The 13,861-nt window shown below is 70.8% G+C and carries 17 protein-coding genes and 1 pseudogene; 9 read left to right on the top strand and 9 right to left on the bottom strand.

Annotated features, from left to right (window positions below; all coding sequences use genetic code 11):
* Positions 1-3: 3 nt before the first annotated feature.
* Complete coding sequence (locus tag ACO2TI_RS02120) at positions 4-612, top strand: DUF1415 domain-containing protein (protein ID WP_423281783.1); 609 nt, start codon at positions 4-6, stop codon at positions 610-612.
* Here the strand turns inward: ACO2TI_RS02120 and ACO2TI_RS02125 are convergent.
* The 7 genes from ACO2TI_RS02125 to ACO2TI_RS02155 all read right to left on the bottom strand — a co-directional run bounded on the left by ACO2TI_RS02125 (position 605) and on the right by ACO2TI_RS02155 (position 8,111).
* A complete protein-coding gene (locus ACO2TI_RS02125) occupies positions 605-3,064 on the bottom strand; it encodes a response regulator (RefSeq protein WP_423281784.1) in 2,460 nt (819 codons plus the stop codon). The two genes, ACO2TI_RS02120 and ACO2TI_RS02125, sit on opposite strands and share 8 nt — an antisense overlap.
* Positions 3,065-3,091: 27 nt before the next feature.
* Complete coding sequence (locus tag ACO2TI_RS02130) at positions 3,092-3,559, bottom strand: response regulator (RefSeq protein ID WP_423281785.1); 468 nt, start codon at positions 3,557-3,559, stop codon at positions 3,092-3,094.
* Positions 3,559-5,556, bottom strand: coding sequence for a GAF domain-containing sensor histidine kinase (locus ACO2TI_RS02135; protein WP_423281787.1), 1,998 nt, complete (start codon positions 5,554-5,556; stop codon positions 3,559-3,561). The genes ACO2TI_RS02130 and ACO2TI_RS02135 overlap by 1 nt, the downstream gene beginning before the upstream one ends.
* A 179-nt stretch (positions 5,557-5,735) precedes the next feature.
* Positions 5,736-6,383 carry an EipA family protein gene (locus ACO2TI_RS02140; RefSeq protein WP_423281788.1) on the bottom strand — a complete coding sequence of 216 codons (648 nt, stop codon included), beginning with the start codon at positions 6,381-6,383 and terminating at the stop codon, positions 5,736-5,738.
* Between the two features lie 111 nt (positions 6,384-6,494).
* The gene (locus tag ACO2TI_RS02145) at positions 6,495-6,710 is read right to left on the bottom strand and encodes a hypothetical protein (protein ID WP_423281789.1); all 216 of its coding nucleotides are present in this window, start codon (positions 6,708-6,710) and stop codon (positions 6,495-6,497) included.
* 159 nt (positions 6,711-6,869) lie between these two features.
* Entirely contained in the window at positions 6,870-7,076 is a 207-nt protein-coding gene (locus ACO2TI_RS02150; RefSeq protein WP_423281790.1) for a dodecin, read from the bottom strand.
* A gap of 114 nt (positions 7,077-7,190) precedes the next feature.
* Entirely contained in the window at positions 7,191-8,111 is a 921-nt protein-coding gene (locus ACO2TI_RS02155) for a DUF808 domain-containing protein (RefSeq protein ID WP_423281791.1), read from the bottom strand.
* Positions 8,112-8,234: 123 nt separating this feature from the next.
* Between ACO2TI_RS02155 and ydiK the strand changes: the two genes are divergently transcribed.
* The 6 genes from ydiK to ACO2TI_RS02185 all read left to right on the top strand — a co-directional run bounded on the left by ydiK (position 8,235) and on the right by ACO2TI_RS02185 (position 11,286).
* Positions 8,235-9,317, top strand: a complete 1,083-nt coding sequence (gene ydiK / locus ACO2TI_RS02160; protein WP_423281792.1) for an AI-2E family transporter YdiK — start codon at positions 8,235-8,237, stop codon at positions 9,315-9,317.
* A 196-nt stretch (positions 9,318-9,513) separates the two neighbouring features.
* Positions 9,514-9,825 carry a DUF883 family protein gene (locus ACO2TI_RS02165; RefSeq protein WP_423281793.1) on the top strand — a complete coding sequence of 104 codons (312 nt, stop codon included), beginning with the start codon at positions 9,514-9,516 and terminating at the stop codon, positions 9,823-9,825.
* A gap of 10 nt (positions 9,826-9,835) precedes the next feature.
* Entirely contained in the window at positions 9,836-10,231 is a 396-nt protein-coding gene (locus ACO2TI_RS02170) for a phage holin family protein (RefSeq protein ID WP_423281794.1), read from the top strand.
* On the top strand, positions 10,228-10,554 hold the full coding sequence (locus ACO2TI_RS02175) for a YqjK family protein (RefSeq protein WP_423281795.1): 327 nt from the start codon (positions 10,228-10,230) through the stop codon (positions 10,552-10,554). The genes ACO2TI_RS02170 and ACO2TI_RS02175 overlap by 4 nt, the downstream gene beginning before the upstream one ends.
* Before the next feature lie 8 nt (positions 10,555-10,562).
* On the top strand, positions 10,563-10,934 hold the full coding sequence (locus tag ACO2TI_RS02180; RefSeq protein ID WP_423281796.1) for a hypothetical protein: 372 nt from the start codon (positions 10,563-10,565) through the stop codon (positions 10,932-10,934).
* Between the two features lie 28 nt (positions 10,935-10,962).
* The gene (locus tag ACO2TI_RS02185; RefSeq protein ID WP_423281797.1) at positions 10,963-11,286 is read left to right on the top strand and encodes a 2Fe-2S iron-sulfur cluster-binding protein; all 324 of its coding nucleotides are present in this window, start codon (positions 10,963-10,965) and stop codon (positions 11,284-11,286) included.
* Here the strand turns inward: ACO2TI_RS02185 and ACO2TI_RS02190 are convergent.
* Positions 11,246-12,067 (bottom strand): DUF3014 domain-containing protein, encoded by an 822-nt coding sequence (locus ACO2TI_RS02190; RefSeq protein WP_423281798.1) that lies wholly within the window; start codon positions 12,065-12,067, stop codon positions 11,246-11,248. The two genes, ACO2TI_RS02185 and ACO2TI_RS02190, sit on opposite strands and share 41 nt — an antisense overlap.
* Positions 12,068-12,230: 163 nt before the next feature.
* On the opposite strand from ACO2TI_RS02190, the gene ACO2TI_RS02195 reads away from it, so the two are divergent.
* Positions 12,231-13,286, top strand: a complete 1,056-nt coding sequence (locus tag ACO2TI_RS02195; RefSeq protein ID WP_423281799.1) for a cupin-like domain-containing protein — start codon at positions 12,231-12,233, stop codon at positions 13,284-13,286.
* A gap of 14 nt (positions 13,287-13,300) precedes the next feature.
* Here the strand turns inward: ACO2TI_RS02195 and ACO2TI_RS02200 are convergent, their stop codons facing one another.
* On the bottom strand, positions 13,301-13,636 hold the full coding sequence (locus tag ACO2TI_RS02200) for a hypothetical protein (protein ID WP_423281800.1): 336 nt from the start codon (positions 13,634-13,636) through the stop codon (positions 13,301-13,303).
* A gap of 17 nt (positions 13,637-13,653) precedes the next feature.
* Here ACO2TI_RS02200 and ACO2TI_RS02205 point away from each other — a divergent pair.
* A pseudogene (locus tag ACO2TI_RS02205) lies at positions 13,654-13,854 on the top strand (RNA-binding S4 domain-containing protein); the annotation flags it as partial.
* Between the last annotated feature and the right edge of the window lie 7 nt (positions 13,855-13,861).

Genomic DNA, 13,861 nt, shown 5'->3' on the forward strand with positions numbered 1-13,861 from the left:
CTCATGGAAACCTTGCCCAACGACGACGACGCGCTCGTCATCGCCCGCATGCGCGCCTGGGTCGAGCGCGCGGTGATCGGCCTCAATCTGTGCCCGTTCGCGCGCGCGGTGCAGGTCAAGGGCCAGGTGCGCTATGTCGTCACGCCGGCCGAGGACGAAGACGCGCTGCTGGCCGCGCTGTGCGAGGAGATGCACCGCCTGGCCGATGCCGACCCGGCGGCGCACGACACCACGCTGCTGATCCATCCGCGCGTGCTCGGCGACTTCCTCGACTACAACGACTTCCTGGAGGCCGCCGACGCCGCGGTCGACGAGCTCGGCTATGCCGGCGTGCTGCAGGTCGCGAGTTTCCACCCGCGCTACCAGTTCGAGGATACCGACGAGGACGACGTCACCAACGCGACCAACCGCGCCCCCTACCCCACGCTGCACCTGCTGCGCGAGGCCAGCGTCGATCGCGCCGTCGACGCGTTTCCCGAGGCCGAGTCGATCTACGAGCGCAACATCGAGACCCTGGAGCGCCTCGGCGCCGACGGCTGGGCCGAACTGCAGGCCCAATGCGAGGCCGATGCGCGCGCCGCGGTCGACGGCGGCCGCAGCGAGCTCAATTGACCAGCTGCTGCGCCAGGACCTGCCGGATCAGCCGACCGAGGTCCTCGACGATGTTTTCCTTGTGCACGATGCCGCGCACGCCCAGGCGCATGGCCTCGGCACGCGCCTCGTCCGGCAGGTAGCCGGAGCTGATGATGACCGGCAGCTGCGGGGCGATGCCGCCCAGCGCGCGCGCGAGGTCGACGCCGGTCAGCGTGGGCATGTTGTAGTCGCAGACCACGACATCGAAGGCCTGCGCGTCGCAGCGCACCTGTTGCAGCGCCGCGCGTGCGTCCTGGAACACCGTGACGCGAACACCCGCGCGCTGCAGCAGCCGCTCGACGACCAGCGCCATCACTTCGTCGTCGTCGACGTAGAGCACGCGCGCACCGAACGGGGCGTCGTCGGCCTCGTCTTGCGGCAGGGCCGGCGCCTCGCTGCGGCGCGGCTCGGCGAGCGGGAAGTAGAGGTGGAACACGCTGCCTTGGCCGGGCGCGCTGTCGACGACGATCGAGCCGCGGTGTGCCGCCACGATGCCGTGCACGACGGCCAGGCCGAGGCCGGTGCCGTGGCCGGACTTGGTCGTGAAGAAGGGTTCGAAGATGCGCGTGCGGGTCGCGGCGTCCATGCCGCAGCCGTCGTCGCGCACCCACAGGTGCGCGCGCGGGGCATGCGCCGGGGCTGCCGCGGCCTGGTCCGGCGCGACGATGTCGAGCCCGATCTCGATGTGGCCAGGGCCGCCGCGCATCGCATGCCAGGCGTTCACGCACAGGTTCATCAGCACCTGCTGGACCTGCGTGCCGTCGGCCTCGATCCACACCGGCGTCGGCCGGCAGACCGCGTCGACGCGCACGATCGCCGGCAGCATCGGGCGCAGCATCGCGATCGCCTCGTCGACCAGGCGACGCAGCGGCTGGGCGACGAAGCTGGGCGGCTGGCGGCGGCAGAAGGCGAGGATCTGCTGCACGAGGCCGCGCCCGCGCGCCGCCGTCTGGTGGATCAGGCCGAGACTGAACTGCACCGGATGCTGCGGCTCGACCTCGCCGCGCGCCAGCGCCACATGCCCGAGCATGGCGCCCAGCATGTTGTTGAAGTCATGCGCGATGCCGCCGGCAAAGGTGCCGATGGCCTCGAGCTTCTGCGACTCGCGCAGCCGCGCCTCGAGGTCTTGACGGTGTGCCTCGGCCTGCTTGCGTTCGTCGATGTCCTGCACGGTGCCCTGCACGCGCAGCAGCCCTCCGTTGGCGTCTCGCACCGCCTGCCCGATCACGCGCACCCAGACGATGCGGCCGACCGCCGTGGCGATCTGCACCTCCTCGTCGAAGGGCGCACCGTCGCGCAGGCAGGCGTCGAGGCGCGCTTGCATCGTCTCGCGCCCCGGTGGCTCGCACGAGGCGATGAAGTCCTCGAGACTGGGGGCGCAGTCGACGTGCGCCTCGTAGATCTGCGCCAGCTCCTCGGACCAGACCATGCCGCGCGCCGGCAGGTCGATCATCCACGCGCCCAGCCGCGCCATGCGGCCGGCCATCTTCAGCAGGTCTTCGCTGCGCTGCAGGTCGGCCTGCGCCTGCAGCCGCGCCTGCACCTCCGCCTGCAGCTGCGCGGTGCGCTGCGCCACCTTGCGCTCGAGCGACGCGTTCAGCGCCATCAGCTCGGCCTGCAGCCCGCGCGTGACGTTGTCGAGCTCGAAGCGGTGCAGCGCGTGGCGCAGCGCGTGCGGCAGCTGGACCAGGTAGTTGTCGCGCTTGACGATGTAGTCGTAGGCGCCCAGTCGCAGCAGCGCGACCGCCGTCGCCTCGTCGCCGCGGCCGGTGATGACGACGAAGGGCACTTCGATGTCGCGGTGCTGCGCGGCGCGCATGAACTCCATGGCCGACATGCCGGGCAGGCGCAGGTCGGTCAGCACGAGGTCGAAGGCGCGATCGTCGCGATGGCCATCCAGCTGCACGAGCCCGTGGTCGGCGCTGGCCACGACATGCAGCTGCAGATCGGGTGAACACTGCGCGAAGTGCGCCAGCGTCAGCTCGGCGTCCATCGCGTTGGGCTCGACGTACAGCACGCGGTGCTGGCGCTTGCGGTCCGCGCGGTCGAGCAGGCTGCGGTCGCGGTGGCGGCGCAGCTGCGTCGCCAGCAGCTGCGGCAGGCCGTCCAGGTAATCCGCCGACTTGGGCACGTAGTCGTTGGCGCCTTCATGCAGCGCACGCCAGACGATCCTGTCGTCGCCGGCGCCGGTGACCATCACGACCGGCAGCGTGTGGCCGCGCTCGCGCAGCTCGCGCAGCACCGCGAGGCCGTCCATGTCGGGCAGGTGGTTGTCGAGCAGCAGGAGGTCGAAGCGATCGGCGGCCAGCTTGCGCAGGCAGGCCTCGCCGCTGTCGGCCACGTCGATCTGCACCTCGGGCGCCGCGGCGGCAAAGTGCGCGCGCAGCAGGTCGGCATCGGCCGGGTTGTCCTCGGCGTAGAGATATTTCATCGTGCGGCCCGCGGCGCGGCGGCCCTTTCAGGGACTGTGGAAGGGCTGGACGTTGGTGAGGACCCAGTACATCTCGATGCGCCGCGCCACCTCGGTGAACTCGACGAAATCGACCGGCTTGACGATGTAGGAGTTGACGCCCAGTTGATAGGCGGCGCCGATGTCGCTGTCCTGGCGCGACGTGGTCAGCACGATGAACGGGACCTGCCGCCAGACGGGATGCCGTCGCGCGTAGCGCAGCACGTCGATGCCGTCGATCTTTGGCAGCCGCAGGTCGAGCAGCACGATGACGGGCAGCGCCGGATCGGCGGGATCGGCATGCGCATCGATGTACTGGATGGCCTCCTCGCCGTCGCGGCAGGCCGCCAGCGGATTGGCGATCGCATGTTCCTTGAAGGCCTGCATGCACAGGTCGAGATCCATGTCGTTGTCCTCGACCATCAGGATCGGGCGCAGGCGGGGCGGGCCGCCGTCGGGGCGTGTTGCGGCGTTCATCAGGAAGCGCAGACCTCGGCCGGCAGGTGCGGCACCTCGATGAAGAAGGCGGCGCCCTGCCCCGGCACCGACTCGGCATGAACGCGCCCGCCCAGCTTGTCGACCGCCTTGGCGACGATCGCGAGCCCCGCGCCCGTGCCCTCGTAGTCGCTGGCGCGCACAAGCCGGTTGAACAGGCCGAAGATGCGATCGTGGTACTTCATGTCGAAGCCGATGCCGTTGTCCGCGACGCTGATGCGGCAGCCGTTGTCCGCCGCTTCGGCGCGGATGCGCAGGCGCGGCGGCTGCGCCTGGCGGCTGTACTTGAGGGCGTTGTCGATGAGGTTGCTGAGCGCCTGGTGCAGGCCGCGCTCCCAGGTCCGCACGACCAGGCCGGGCACATGCACGTCGAGCTCGACGCCCTGTTCGGCCAGCGCGTGGCTGCGGTCCGACAGGATGCGATCGACCAGTTCGGGCAGCCTGACCTTGCCGCAAAGCGGCTTCTCGGCGATCAGCCGCGAATAGTCGAGCAGGTCTTCGATCAGCTGGTCGAGGTTGTTGGTGGCGGTGATGATCTGCGCGAGGCAGAAGCGCGCGCGCTCGCCGAGGCCGTCCTGGTGGCGGCGCATCAGCTCCTGCGCATAGCCGACGATGCCGCGCAGCGGCGCCTTCAGGTCGTGCGAGACGGTGTAGGCGAAGGTGCGCAGGTCTTCGTTCTTGGCGCGCAGCAGGTCCTCGGTGCGCTTGCGATCGCTGATGTCGATCGCCAGGCCGAGAAAGCCGGTCTGGGCGCCGAAGCCGTCGCGCAGCGCGGTGACCGACAGCAGCACGGGAATGCGGCTGCCGTCCTTGCGAACGCACGCGCATTCGCAGCCGCTCGGGCCGCCCTCGCGGTCGCCGGCGGCGGGCATCTCGAACGCCGGCGGGCGCGACGCCAAGGTGGCCGCCGCCAGTTCGAGCACGCCGTCGACGACCTCCGGGCGCCGCAGGCCCACGACCTCCTCGGCGCTGTAGCCGAACATCCGCTGTGCGGCCGGATTGAAGCTCGTGACGAGCCCCTCGGGCGAGGCCGCGATGATGGCGCAGCCGGCGTTGTCGACGATCGCCTGATGCAGCGTCTGCATGGCGTTCAGGCGCGCCTCGATCGACTTGCGATGGCTCACGTCGAGCACCGACTCGATCAGGTAAGTCTGTCGGTCCGAGACCAGGCGCGTCAGGCCGGTTTCGGTGGCGATCGTGCTGCCGTCCTGATGCAGGCCGAGGGTCTCGGCGGCCTGGGGCTGGGCGGCGCTGCCGGCCCGCAGCGCCTGGCGCTCGAGCCGCCGCTGCAGACGCTGGCGCGGGGGGATCAGGAGGTCGATCGGCTGGCCGATCAGATCGGACGGCGCGTGCCCGAAGATGGATTGCGCCTGCGCGTTGGCGAGCACGATGCGGTCGGCCTCGTCGACCATGACGATGGCGTTGGCCACCGACTCCAGCACCAGCCGGTGGCGCTCGTCGAGCAGGCGGCGTTCGCGCACGCTGCGGCGCAGCTCCAGCAGCGTGACGACCTGGCGCCCCAGCGCCTCGAGCGCGTCGCATTGCGCGGCGTCGAGCTGGCGGGGCACGACGTCCTTGACGCACAGCGTGCCGAGGGCATGGCCGTCGGGGGTCACCAGGGCGGTGCCTGCGTAGAAGCGGATGTGCGGGGCCGACGTGACCATCGGGTTGCCCGCGAATCGCGCGTCGAGCCGCGCGTCAGGCACCGTCAGCAGCGCATCGGGCTGCCGGATCGCGTGGTTGCAAAAGGCGATGTCGCGCGGCGTCTGTTCGCTGTCGAGGCCGATGCGCGCCTTGAACCACTGCCGCTGCTCGTCGACGAAGGAAACCAGCGCGATCGGCGCCTGGCAGATGCGGGCGGCGAGCAGGACGATGTCATCGAACGAACGCTCGGGCGCCGTGTCGAGGATGTCATAGCCGCGCAGGCAGTCAAGGCGCGACGGCTCACTGCCTGGGCTTGCGGGGCTCGCGTCGGCCACCTGGGAATCGATCAATCCAGCCCGCCCTGTGCTGCCAAAAGAGCGGGCAGTGTCGTCGTCGCATCGGCGACGCTTCCATGACCAGGACGGGTCGGGTCATGACCGAGCCGCGCAAACCGCGCCCGCATACCCCCGCAACCGCGGTGCACGGCGGCGCGGGCGCTCGCCGGCGGGGGCGCCTACAGCGGATTGAGCGACTTCTCGCGCCGGTAGTGCATGTAGCCGACACTGGCACCGGCACGCCAGCCCACGCCGAGGCGGATCGGCGCGAGCGTCACGCCGTCCAGGCGCTGGTAGTTGATGCCGACGCCGCCGACCACGTAGACGCTGCCGTCCACGCCCGGGTAGCGCTTGTAGATCGCATCGACGCCGGGCAGTTTGTAGACCAGCACGAACACCTTCGACGCATTCGCGCCGAGATCGAAGCCGATCGACGGCCCGGCCCAGTAGACCTTGGACCGCGCACCGGACTTGAGCATCAGCTCGCCCTCGCCGTAGCGCAGGCCCACGGTGATCGCCCCCGCGACTTCCTCGCCGCGGATGTAGCCGTTGGGCCGCCCCTGTTCACGAAAGGCCTTCTCGATCACCTTGGCCAGACCCTCGGTGGTCTGGCCGAAGAACTCGGTGGCGGCCTTGAGCGTCGACTCCTGGTCGTAGGTGTCCTCGTCGGCGGCGCGCGAGGCCAGCGGCCATGCCGCCGCGACGGCCGCACAGGCGCCGAACTGCGCCAATGCGCGGCGGCGCGCGGCCTGATGCAGCGAGTTGCCTGAGGTGCCGGCCACGAGGAGCGAGGCGGGCGGATGCGAACGTTGGTGCGAGCGAGTCATCGGTGTCGTTCTCCTGAAGGCCGCGACGGCGGCTCCACGGTCACACGATAGGCCCGCGGCCGTGACTTGTCCTTGACGTTTTGTCGAGAACGGTAAATACGCCGACGGGGCTCAGCAGCGACGCACCGCCGGCGTGAGGAACTCGCGGCCGACGACGGCGCGTGCGTAGAGGTAATTGCAGCGCGCGCGCTCGCTGAGCGTGTCGAGGTCGACCTGGCCCTTCGCGTCGCAGGGAAAGGACAGCCCGCGGCCCTCTGTAAACATCGAATCGAAGCGCAACTCGAAACCGGACAGGGCGAAGGCGGCGGGGACGGCGGCTGAGGTCATGGCAGGTCTCCTGAGATCGAGGACTTCCATGCCCCAAGACTAGGCAGCGCCAGGGCCTCCCGCATGTAGCCAAGGTCCAGGGGAGCTGTCCGAAAATCGCCGCTGTGCGTGTAGGAATCTCACCTACACGACGCCCGCCCGGCATCCGGGCAGAAACGCTCACTCGAGCGTGAAGCCGATCTTCAGCGACACCTGCCAGTGCGCCACCTTGCCGTCGACGACGTGGCCGCGCGTCGAGGTGACCTCGAACCACTGGATGTTGCGCACCGTCTCGTGCGCTTTCGCGATGGCCTTGCCCACCGCGTCCTCGATGCTGGTCTGGGACGAACCGGTCAGCTCGACCTGCTTGTAGACGTGCTCGCTCATGAGGGACTCCCGCGGTGAAGGTTCATCGATGCCGTGGCATCCAGGGCCGTTCATAACGCGATCCGCCGCGCAGCACAATCCGCCTCGATGCAGGGCCGCACCCGCCGGGATCGCTCAGCCCGAGACCGCCTTGGCCGGCATCAGCCGCTTGACGAGGCTCACCACCGCGAGCACCAGCGCGCCGGCCGCCACGCCGACCAGCGCATCGCCCAGCAGCGGCACGACCGCGCCGGCCAGCGGCCCGACGGCGTGCGCGGCGGCCTCGATCGCGTGGTGGATCGCCGGCACGCCGTGCACGAGGATGCCGCCGCCGACCAGGAACATCGCCGCGGTGCCGACGACCGACAGCGACTTCATCAGGTACGGCGCCAGCCACAGGATGCCGCGGCCCAGGGCCTGCGCAGCGCCCTGGCGGCGGCTGAGCCACAGGCCGGCGTCGTCGAGCTTGACGATGCCGGCCACCAGCCCGTAGACGCCGACGGTCATCAGCAGCGCGATGCCAGCCAGCACCGTCGCCTGGCGCGCCAGCGTCTCGCTGGCGACCACGCCGAGCGTGATCGCGATGATCTCGGCCGAGAGGATGAAGTCGGTGCGCACGGCACCCTTGATCTTGTCGCGCTCGATCGCCTTGAAGTCGGCGTTGGGGTCGGCCAGTGCGCGCGTCAGCTCGGCGTGGTGAGCCTCGTCCTCGTGCTCGGAGTGCAGGAACTTGTGCGCCAGCTTCTCGAAGCCCTCGAAGCACAGGAAGGCGCCGCCGATCATCAGCAGCGGCGTCACCGCCCAGGGCGCCCAGGCGCTGATCGCCAGCGCTGCCGGCACCAGGATGGCCTTGTTGACCAGCGAACCGCGCGCCACAGCGAACACGACGGGCAGCTCGCGCTCGGCCCGCACGCCCGTGACCTGCTGGGCATTGAGCGCGAGGTCGTCGCCCAGCACGCCGGCGGTCTTCTTGGCGGCGACCTTGGTCATCACGGAGACGTCGTCCAGCACCGTGGCGATGTCGTCGAGCAGGGCGAGCAGGCTGGATCCGGCCATGACAGGAAGGCGTGGTGGCTGACGGGTGCGCATGCTAACGGCCCCGCTGGGCCCCGCCGCGGCCGGCGCGGAAGCGAAGATACTCGCGCGCAGTCCGCCACCGCAAAACCGCAGATGACCGTCATGCCGCCGTCCGATCTCACCAAGACCACGCTCAACGTGCTGATCATCGGCGCGCTGCTGGCCGCCACGCTGTGGATCCTGCGCCCCTTCGTGGGCGCCGCGATCTGGGCGGCGATGATCGTCGTGGCCACCTGGCCGATGCTGACCTGGTTCCAGCAGCGGCTGCGCGGCAGCCGCGCCCTGGCCGTGGCGGCGATGACACTGCTGCTGATCCTGCTGTTCGTGCTGCCGCTGACGGTGGCGGTCGCCACCGTGGTCGACTACGGCCCGCAGATCACCGAATGGGTCAAGGCCCTGCCCGGCCTGCAGCTGCCCGCGCCGCCCGACTGGCTGGCACGCCTGCCCTTCGTCGGCGAGCGCATCGCACAGGCCTGGATCCAGATCGTCGACGGCGGCATCGCCGAGTTGATCGTGCGGCTGCAGCCCTATGCGCGCCAGGTCGGCACTTGGCTGGTGTCGGAGGCCGGCACGGTAGGCGCGCTGCTGTTGCAGTCCGTGCTCATCGTCGTGATCGCCGCGCTGATGTACGCCGGCGGCGAACGCGCGGCCGCGGGCGTTCGCCGCCTGGGTCACCGGCTCGGCGGCGAACGTGGCGACCACGCGGTGCGGCTGGCCGCCGGCGCGATCCGCGGCGTGGCGCTGGGCGTGGGCGTCACCGCGCTGACGCAGTCGGTGCTCGGCGGCATCGGCCTGGCGATCGCCGGCGTGCCGCTGGCCGGGCTGCTCACCGCCGTGATGCTGCTGCTGTGCATCGTGCAGGTGGGCCCGACGCTCGTGCTCGCGCCGGCCGTGGTGTGGGTGTTCTGGAGCGGCTCGACCGGCTGGGGCATCTTCCTGCTGGTGTGGACGCTGATCGTCGGCACGATGGACAACTTCTTGCGCCCGGTGCTGATCCAGCGCGGCGCGAACCTGCCGCTGCTGCTGATCTTTGCCGGCGTGATTGGCGGGCTGCTCGGCTTCGGGCTGGTGGGCATCTTCGTCGGCCCGGTCGTGCTGGCGGTGACCTACAAGCTGCTCAATGCCTGGATCGACGACGCGCCCGCCCCCGTCGGCGCCGAGGGCCTGCCCGACGAGCGCGGCTGAGGGTCTCCACGCTCACGTCGTTCGCAGCCCCCCCAACGGGGCTGCGTCGCCTTGGGACGGCCCGGCGGCGACGCTGCCGCATGCCGCGCCTCGGGCATTGCGTCAAGTCATGGCCGCGCGCGGCGAACGGCGCTAAGGTCCGGACAGCGCGGCGGGCCCGGCCCGCCGCTCGTCACGTCCAACCGAGGAGCCGTCGATGATCGAGATCAGCACCACCCCGAGCGAAAAGCTGATGGCAGACCTGCGCACCGTGGTCGCCGATGCCGAGGCCCTGCTGCAGGCCACGGCCGGCCAGGCCGGCGAGAGCGCCGCCGAGATGCGCGACAAGGTCAAGGCCAGCCTGGCGCGCGCCAAGGCCAACCTCGGCCAGCTCGAGCGCGACGCCCTGGAGCGCGCCAAGGCTGCCGGCCGGGCCGCCGACGAGTACGTGCACGAGAACCCCTGGCGATCGATCGGCATCGCCGCCGGCATCGGCCTGGTGATCGGGCTGCTGATTAGCCGCCGCTGAACGCCCCGCGATGAGCGACGACACCGGCCTGCTGGCCTCGCTGCGCCGCCTCTCGGCCACGCTGGTCGAGATGGCGCAGGTGCGGCTCGAGCTGATCGGCACCGAGCTCGAGCAGGAGAAGCTGCGCCTGGCCGCCGCACTGATGTGGGCCGGCGTCGCTGCGGTGCTGCTGGGCGTCGGCACGCTGCTCGTCGCGCTGCTGGTCGTGCTGCTGTTCTGGGACAGCCATCGCATTGCCGCGCTGGCGGTGCTGGCACTGGCCAGCCTGGGCGGCGCCGTGCTCGCCTGGCGCGCCGCGCGCAGCCGCTGGCAGGCGCCGCGCGGCGCCTTCGCGGCCAGCGTCGACGAACTCGCGCGCGACCGCTCGGCGCTGTCGCCGCAGCGCCCGGAGGGCAACGCGCCGTGAAGCCGACGCTCGTCGAGCGCCAGACCGCACTGCGCATCCGCAGCGCTGAGCTGCGCGCACAGATGGCCCTGCAGTCACGCGCGCTCGAAGCGCCGCTGGCCACCGCCGACCGGCTGCGCGACGGCTGGCGCTGGCTGAGCCGCCATCGCCAATGGTTGTGGCTGGGCGGCGCCGCGCTGGCGCTGCTGCGCCCGCGGCGCACGCTGCGGCTGCTCGGCCGCGGCTGGCTCGGCTGGCGCGCGCTCAGGCGCTGGCAGCCGCTGATGGCCGTCGTGATCGACACGCTGCGGCGTTCCACCGCCACGGGAGGAACACCGCCTTGAATGCCTGCATGCAGCGCGCCCTGCCCATCGCCATGGGCCTTGCCGCCGTGCTGTCGACCGCTGCCGCGCGCGCCCAGTCGACGCCCGATTGGCAAGTGGCCGGCCGGCTCGGCCTGGCGACCTTCATCGTCGTGCCGGAAACGGCTGCCGCGGACCCGCTTTACTACGACCGCGCGATTGCTGCGCTGTGCCCCGCCGAGGCGAGCTGCTGGCTGCGCTTCTTCACCAACACCAGCGGCGCCGCGCTGGGCCTGCCGCTGCCCGAGGCGATCGAGCGCGAGCCGACCGCGATCTTCCAGCGCTCGGCCAAGAACGGCGGACGCACGATGTTCCGTTGGGCCTGCCGGCTCCAGGGGCCCGGTGGCGGTGACTGCTTCTAAGCACAGCGGCGCTTGCGGCGACGAGCAAGTGTTCGAAATCCGCCTCGAGCCGTCGGGACTGCGCTTCGCCGCGCCGGTCGGACTGCCCCTGCTTGCGGCGGCGCGGCGCGCAGGAATCGTGCTGCCCAGTTCCTGCCGCAACGGCACCTGCCGTAGCTGCATCAGCCGCCTGGTCGAGGGCGCTGTGAGCTACCGCATCGAGTGGCCGGGCCTGCTGGCCGAGGAGAAGCGCGAAGGCTGGATCCTGCCGTGCGTCGCGCACCCGGCCGCGGACCTCGTGATCGAGGCGCCGAACGCGCGAGCCGATGCGCTCAGCCCGCCGCCGGCGCCCGTCGCACCAGCAGCGCCCTGATCTCCGAAAGCTTGGCCTTCACGCGCTGCGCGTTGGCCGGGCCCATGCGCAGCAAGGCCTTCTGCCCGGCCGAGCGCGAGGCGAGCGCTGGATCGTCGAACTCGTACATCACCCAAGGCAGCGCCGGCCGGTTCGGACCGCGCACCTCGGGCAGCGAAAGCGCCGGCGGCTGGCCCGGCGCCGGGGTCGCGAGCAGGTGGTCGATCACGTCGACGAGGCGATCGTTGAAGTAGCGCCCGGGGTAGCCGAGGTCTTCGTAGGCGCGCTGGAACTGCGGATAGAACTGCTTGTAGAGCGCGACCGTGCGCTCGGCATCCAGCGACGCGACCAGGTCGACGAAGGCCTTGTAGCGCAGCGCATTCGCATCGGTGGTGCTGAAGCGCCCCGCCGTCGGATGGACCGGCCACAGGTTCGAGGGCGCGCGCTCGCGCGGCAGGTTGTCGACGGTGGCGACGAAGCGCCGCGCGAGGCCGTCGAACTGGACGAAATTCAGCGCCGCGCTGCGGCCGACCAAGCCCTCGACCGCCTGGCGAATGCCCGCTTCGCCGCCGGGCCCCGGCGCCGACGCGGCCGGCTCGCCGAGATCGAGCGGGTAGCGCACCGCCGACGCCGGCTCGGCGGGCACCTCCGTCACCGGCAGGGGCGCGCTGGCCGGGGCTTCGGCCGGCAGCGACAGCGGCGGCTTCGGCCGCCCGTACTCGCGCCACACGAGGTAGCCGGCGGCCGCCACCACGAGCGCGGCCAGCGCGCTCAGTAGCCAGGTCAATCGCTGCTCGTTCATGGGTGTTTCCTCGCGAACAGGAACCGAATTGGAAACCCGTCGCGCCGTATCGGTTCAGCGGCATGCGTTTCAGGATGAACGACGGATTGCACAGTGTGAACGCGCGGGAAATCGCTCGCGCGACAGGGACTTCGGTGGTGCAATGGCAAGCCCCAAGCCCGCGATGAAGCCGCCACCGCTGCCCCCCGCACCGCGCCCGCCGCGCATCGACGCCGAGCTGCTGCCCTCGAACTGGTGGCAGTGGGTCGCGGAGAACCGCCTGCGCGACTGCACGCCGGAGTCGATGCTGCAGACGATGCTGGCGGCCGACCTGCCGCGTGCAGCCTGCGAGGCGGCGCTCGCGCAGATCGAATCGGACCCGGTGTTCGCCGCCGCGCGGCGCATGCAGCAGCTGCACCGCAAGCTCGAATCGGTGCTGGCCAACCAGCAGCGGTTGTGGGAGCGCGTGCCGTACTACGAGCGGGTGGAAAAGCGCAGCCACGTCTCCACCGACGAGTTCATGAGCCGCTATGTCCACGGCTGCCGTCCGCTGGTGATCACCGAGCTGGCGCGCGACTGGCCGGCGCTGTCGCGCTGGTCGGCGGCCGACCTGAAGCAGCGCTTCGGCCACCTGGATGTCGAAGTGCAGGCCGAGCGGCACAAGGACCGCCGCTACGAGCAGAACAAGCTCGAGCTGCGACGCACCGTGCGCCTGGCGGACTTCGTCGACCAGGTGGTCCAAGGCGGCACGACCAACGACTACTACCTGACGGCCAACAACGAGATGCTGCGCCGGCCCGAGTTCGCGCCGCTGCTGGCCGACATCGGCAGCCTGCCGGAGTTCTGCGACCGCTCGGCGCTCTCGCGCGCCTGCTCGTTCTGGTTCGGCCCCGGCGGCACGATCACGCCGCTGCACCACGACACGCTGATGCTGCTGCACACCCAGGTGGTGGGCCGCAAGCGCTGGCGCTTCGTCTCGCCGCTCGAGACGCCGCGCGTGTACAACTACAACGGCGTGTTCAGCGAGGTCGACGTCGACGCGCCCGACCTCGCCCGCTACCCGCGATTTGCCGAGGTCAAGGTGCTCGAGGTCGTGCTGGAGCCGGGCGAGACGATGTTCCTGCCGCTGGGCTGGTGGCACCAGGTGAGCTCGCTCGAACTGAGCCTGTCGTTCTCGTTCTCGAACCTGGCGTTCGACAACACGTTCAGCTACCAGAACCCCGAGATCCAGGACTGGTAGCCGAGGCTGCGGCCTCAGTCGACGAACACGGCGCGCACGACGCGCCACTCCTGCGCGCCGTAGTCCGACCGCGAGCAGCCCAGCGGCTCGGGCTCGCCGCCCGGCGCAAGGTCGGAGCGCGAACGGTCGCCGGTGCCGCGTCCCATGTGGTAGCGATCCAGCCAGACGCGGATCGGCCGGTTCGGATGCGCGTTCTTCACCAGGATCTGCACGCCGTTGCGCGCGGTGCAATTGCCCGAAAAGTCCTGCACGAACTGCACGTAGCGCGCGGCGTCATCCGTGTCGGCGGCGCCGGCCGGTGGCGTGACGAGCGCGACGACGAGCCAGGCAGACAGGAACAGCGGCCGCATCGAGGCATTATGCGCAGATGAAACGCATCGACTTCGCCGTGCGCGGCGACCACATCACCCTCGACGCGCTGCTCAAGGCCTGCGGCCTGGCCGACAGCGGCGGCGCCGCCAAGGCCATGGTCGCCGCCGGCAAGGTCGAGGTCGACGGGCAGATGGAGCTGCGCAAGACCTGCAAGCTGCGCGCCGGCCAGGTGGTCGCGCTGGCCGGCACCCGCATTCATCTGG

The organism is Caldimonas sp. KR1-144, from assembly GCF_049446155.1.
Classification (GTDB): Bacteria; Pseudomonadota; Gammaproteobacteria; order Burkholderiales; family Burkholderiaceae_C; genus Rivibacter.

Excerpts from the sequence above, each read along its gene's own strand:
- ACO2TI_RS02170 (WP_423281794.1), top strand. The coding sequence starts at position 9,836 with ATGAGCGACGACACCGGCCTGCTGGCCTCGCTGCGCCGCCTCTCGGCC.
- ACO2TI_RS02165 (WP_423281793.1), top strand. The coding sequence starts at position 9,514 with ATGATCGAGATCAGCACCACCCCGAGCGAAAAGCTGATGGCAGACCTG.
- ACO2TI_RS02195 (WP_423281799.1), top strand. The coding sequence starts at position 12,231 with ATGAAGCCGCCACCGCTGCCCCCCGCACCGCGCCCGCCGCGCATCGAC.
- ACO2TI_RS02180 (WP_423281796.1), top strand. The coding sequence starts at position 10,563 with ATGCAGCGCGCCCTGCCCATCGCCATGGGCCTTGCCGCCGTGCTGTCG.
- ACO2TI_RS02200 (WP_423281800.1), bottom strand. The coding sequence starts at position 13,636 with ATGCGGCCGCTGTTCCTGTCTGCCTGGCTCGTCGTCGCGCTCGTCACG.
- ydiK (WP_423281792.1), top strand. The coding sequence starts at position 8,235 with ATGCCGCCGTCCGATCTCACCAAGACCACGCTCAACGTGCTGATCATC.
- ACO2TI_RS02130 (WP_423281785.1), bottom strand. The coding sequence starts at position 3,559 with ATGAACGCCGCAACACGCCCCGACGGCGGCCCGCCCCGCCTGCGCCCG.
- ACO2TI_RS02140 (WP_423281788.1), bottom strand. The coding sequence starts at position 6,383 with ATGACTCGCTCGCACCAACGTTCGCATCCGCCCGCCTCGCTCCTCGTG.
- ACO2TI_RS02145 (WP_423281789.1), bottom strand. The coding sequence starts at position 6,710 with ATGACCTCAGCCGCCGTCCCCGCCGCCTTCGCCCTGTCCGGTTTCGAG.
- ACO2TI_RS02125 (WP_423281784.1), bottom strand. The coding sequence starts at position 3,064 with ATGAAATATCTCTACGCCGAGGACAACCCGGCCGATGCCGACCTGCTG.
- ACO2TI_RS02190 (WP_423281798.1), bottom strand. The coding sequence starts at position 12,067 with ATGAACGAGCAGCGATTGACCTGGCTACTGAGCGCGCTGGCCGCGCTC.
- ACO2TI_RS02150 (WP_423281790.1), bottom strand. The coding sequence starts at position 7,076 with ATGAGCGAGCACGTCTACAAGCAGGTCGAGCTGACCGGTTCGTCCCAG.
- ACO2TI_RS02155 (WP_423281791.1), bottom strand. The coding sequence starts at position 8,111 with ATGGCCGGATCCAGCCTGCTCGCCCTGCTCGACGACATCGCCACGGTG.
- ACO2TI_RS02120 (WP_423281783.1), top strand. The coding sequence starts at position 4 with ATGGAAACCTTGCCCAACGACGACGACGCGCTCGTCATCGCCCGCATG.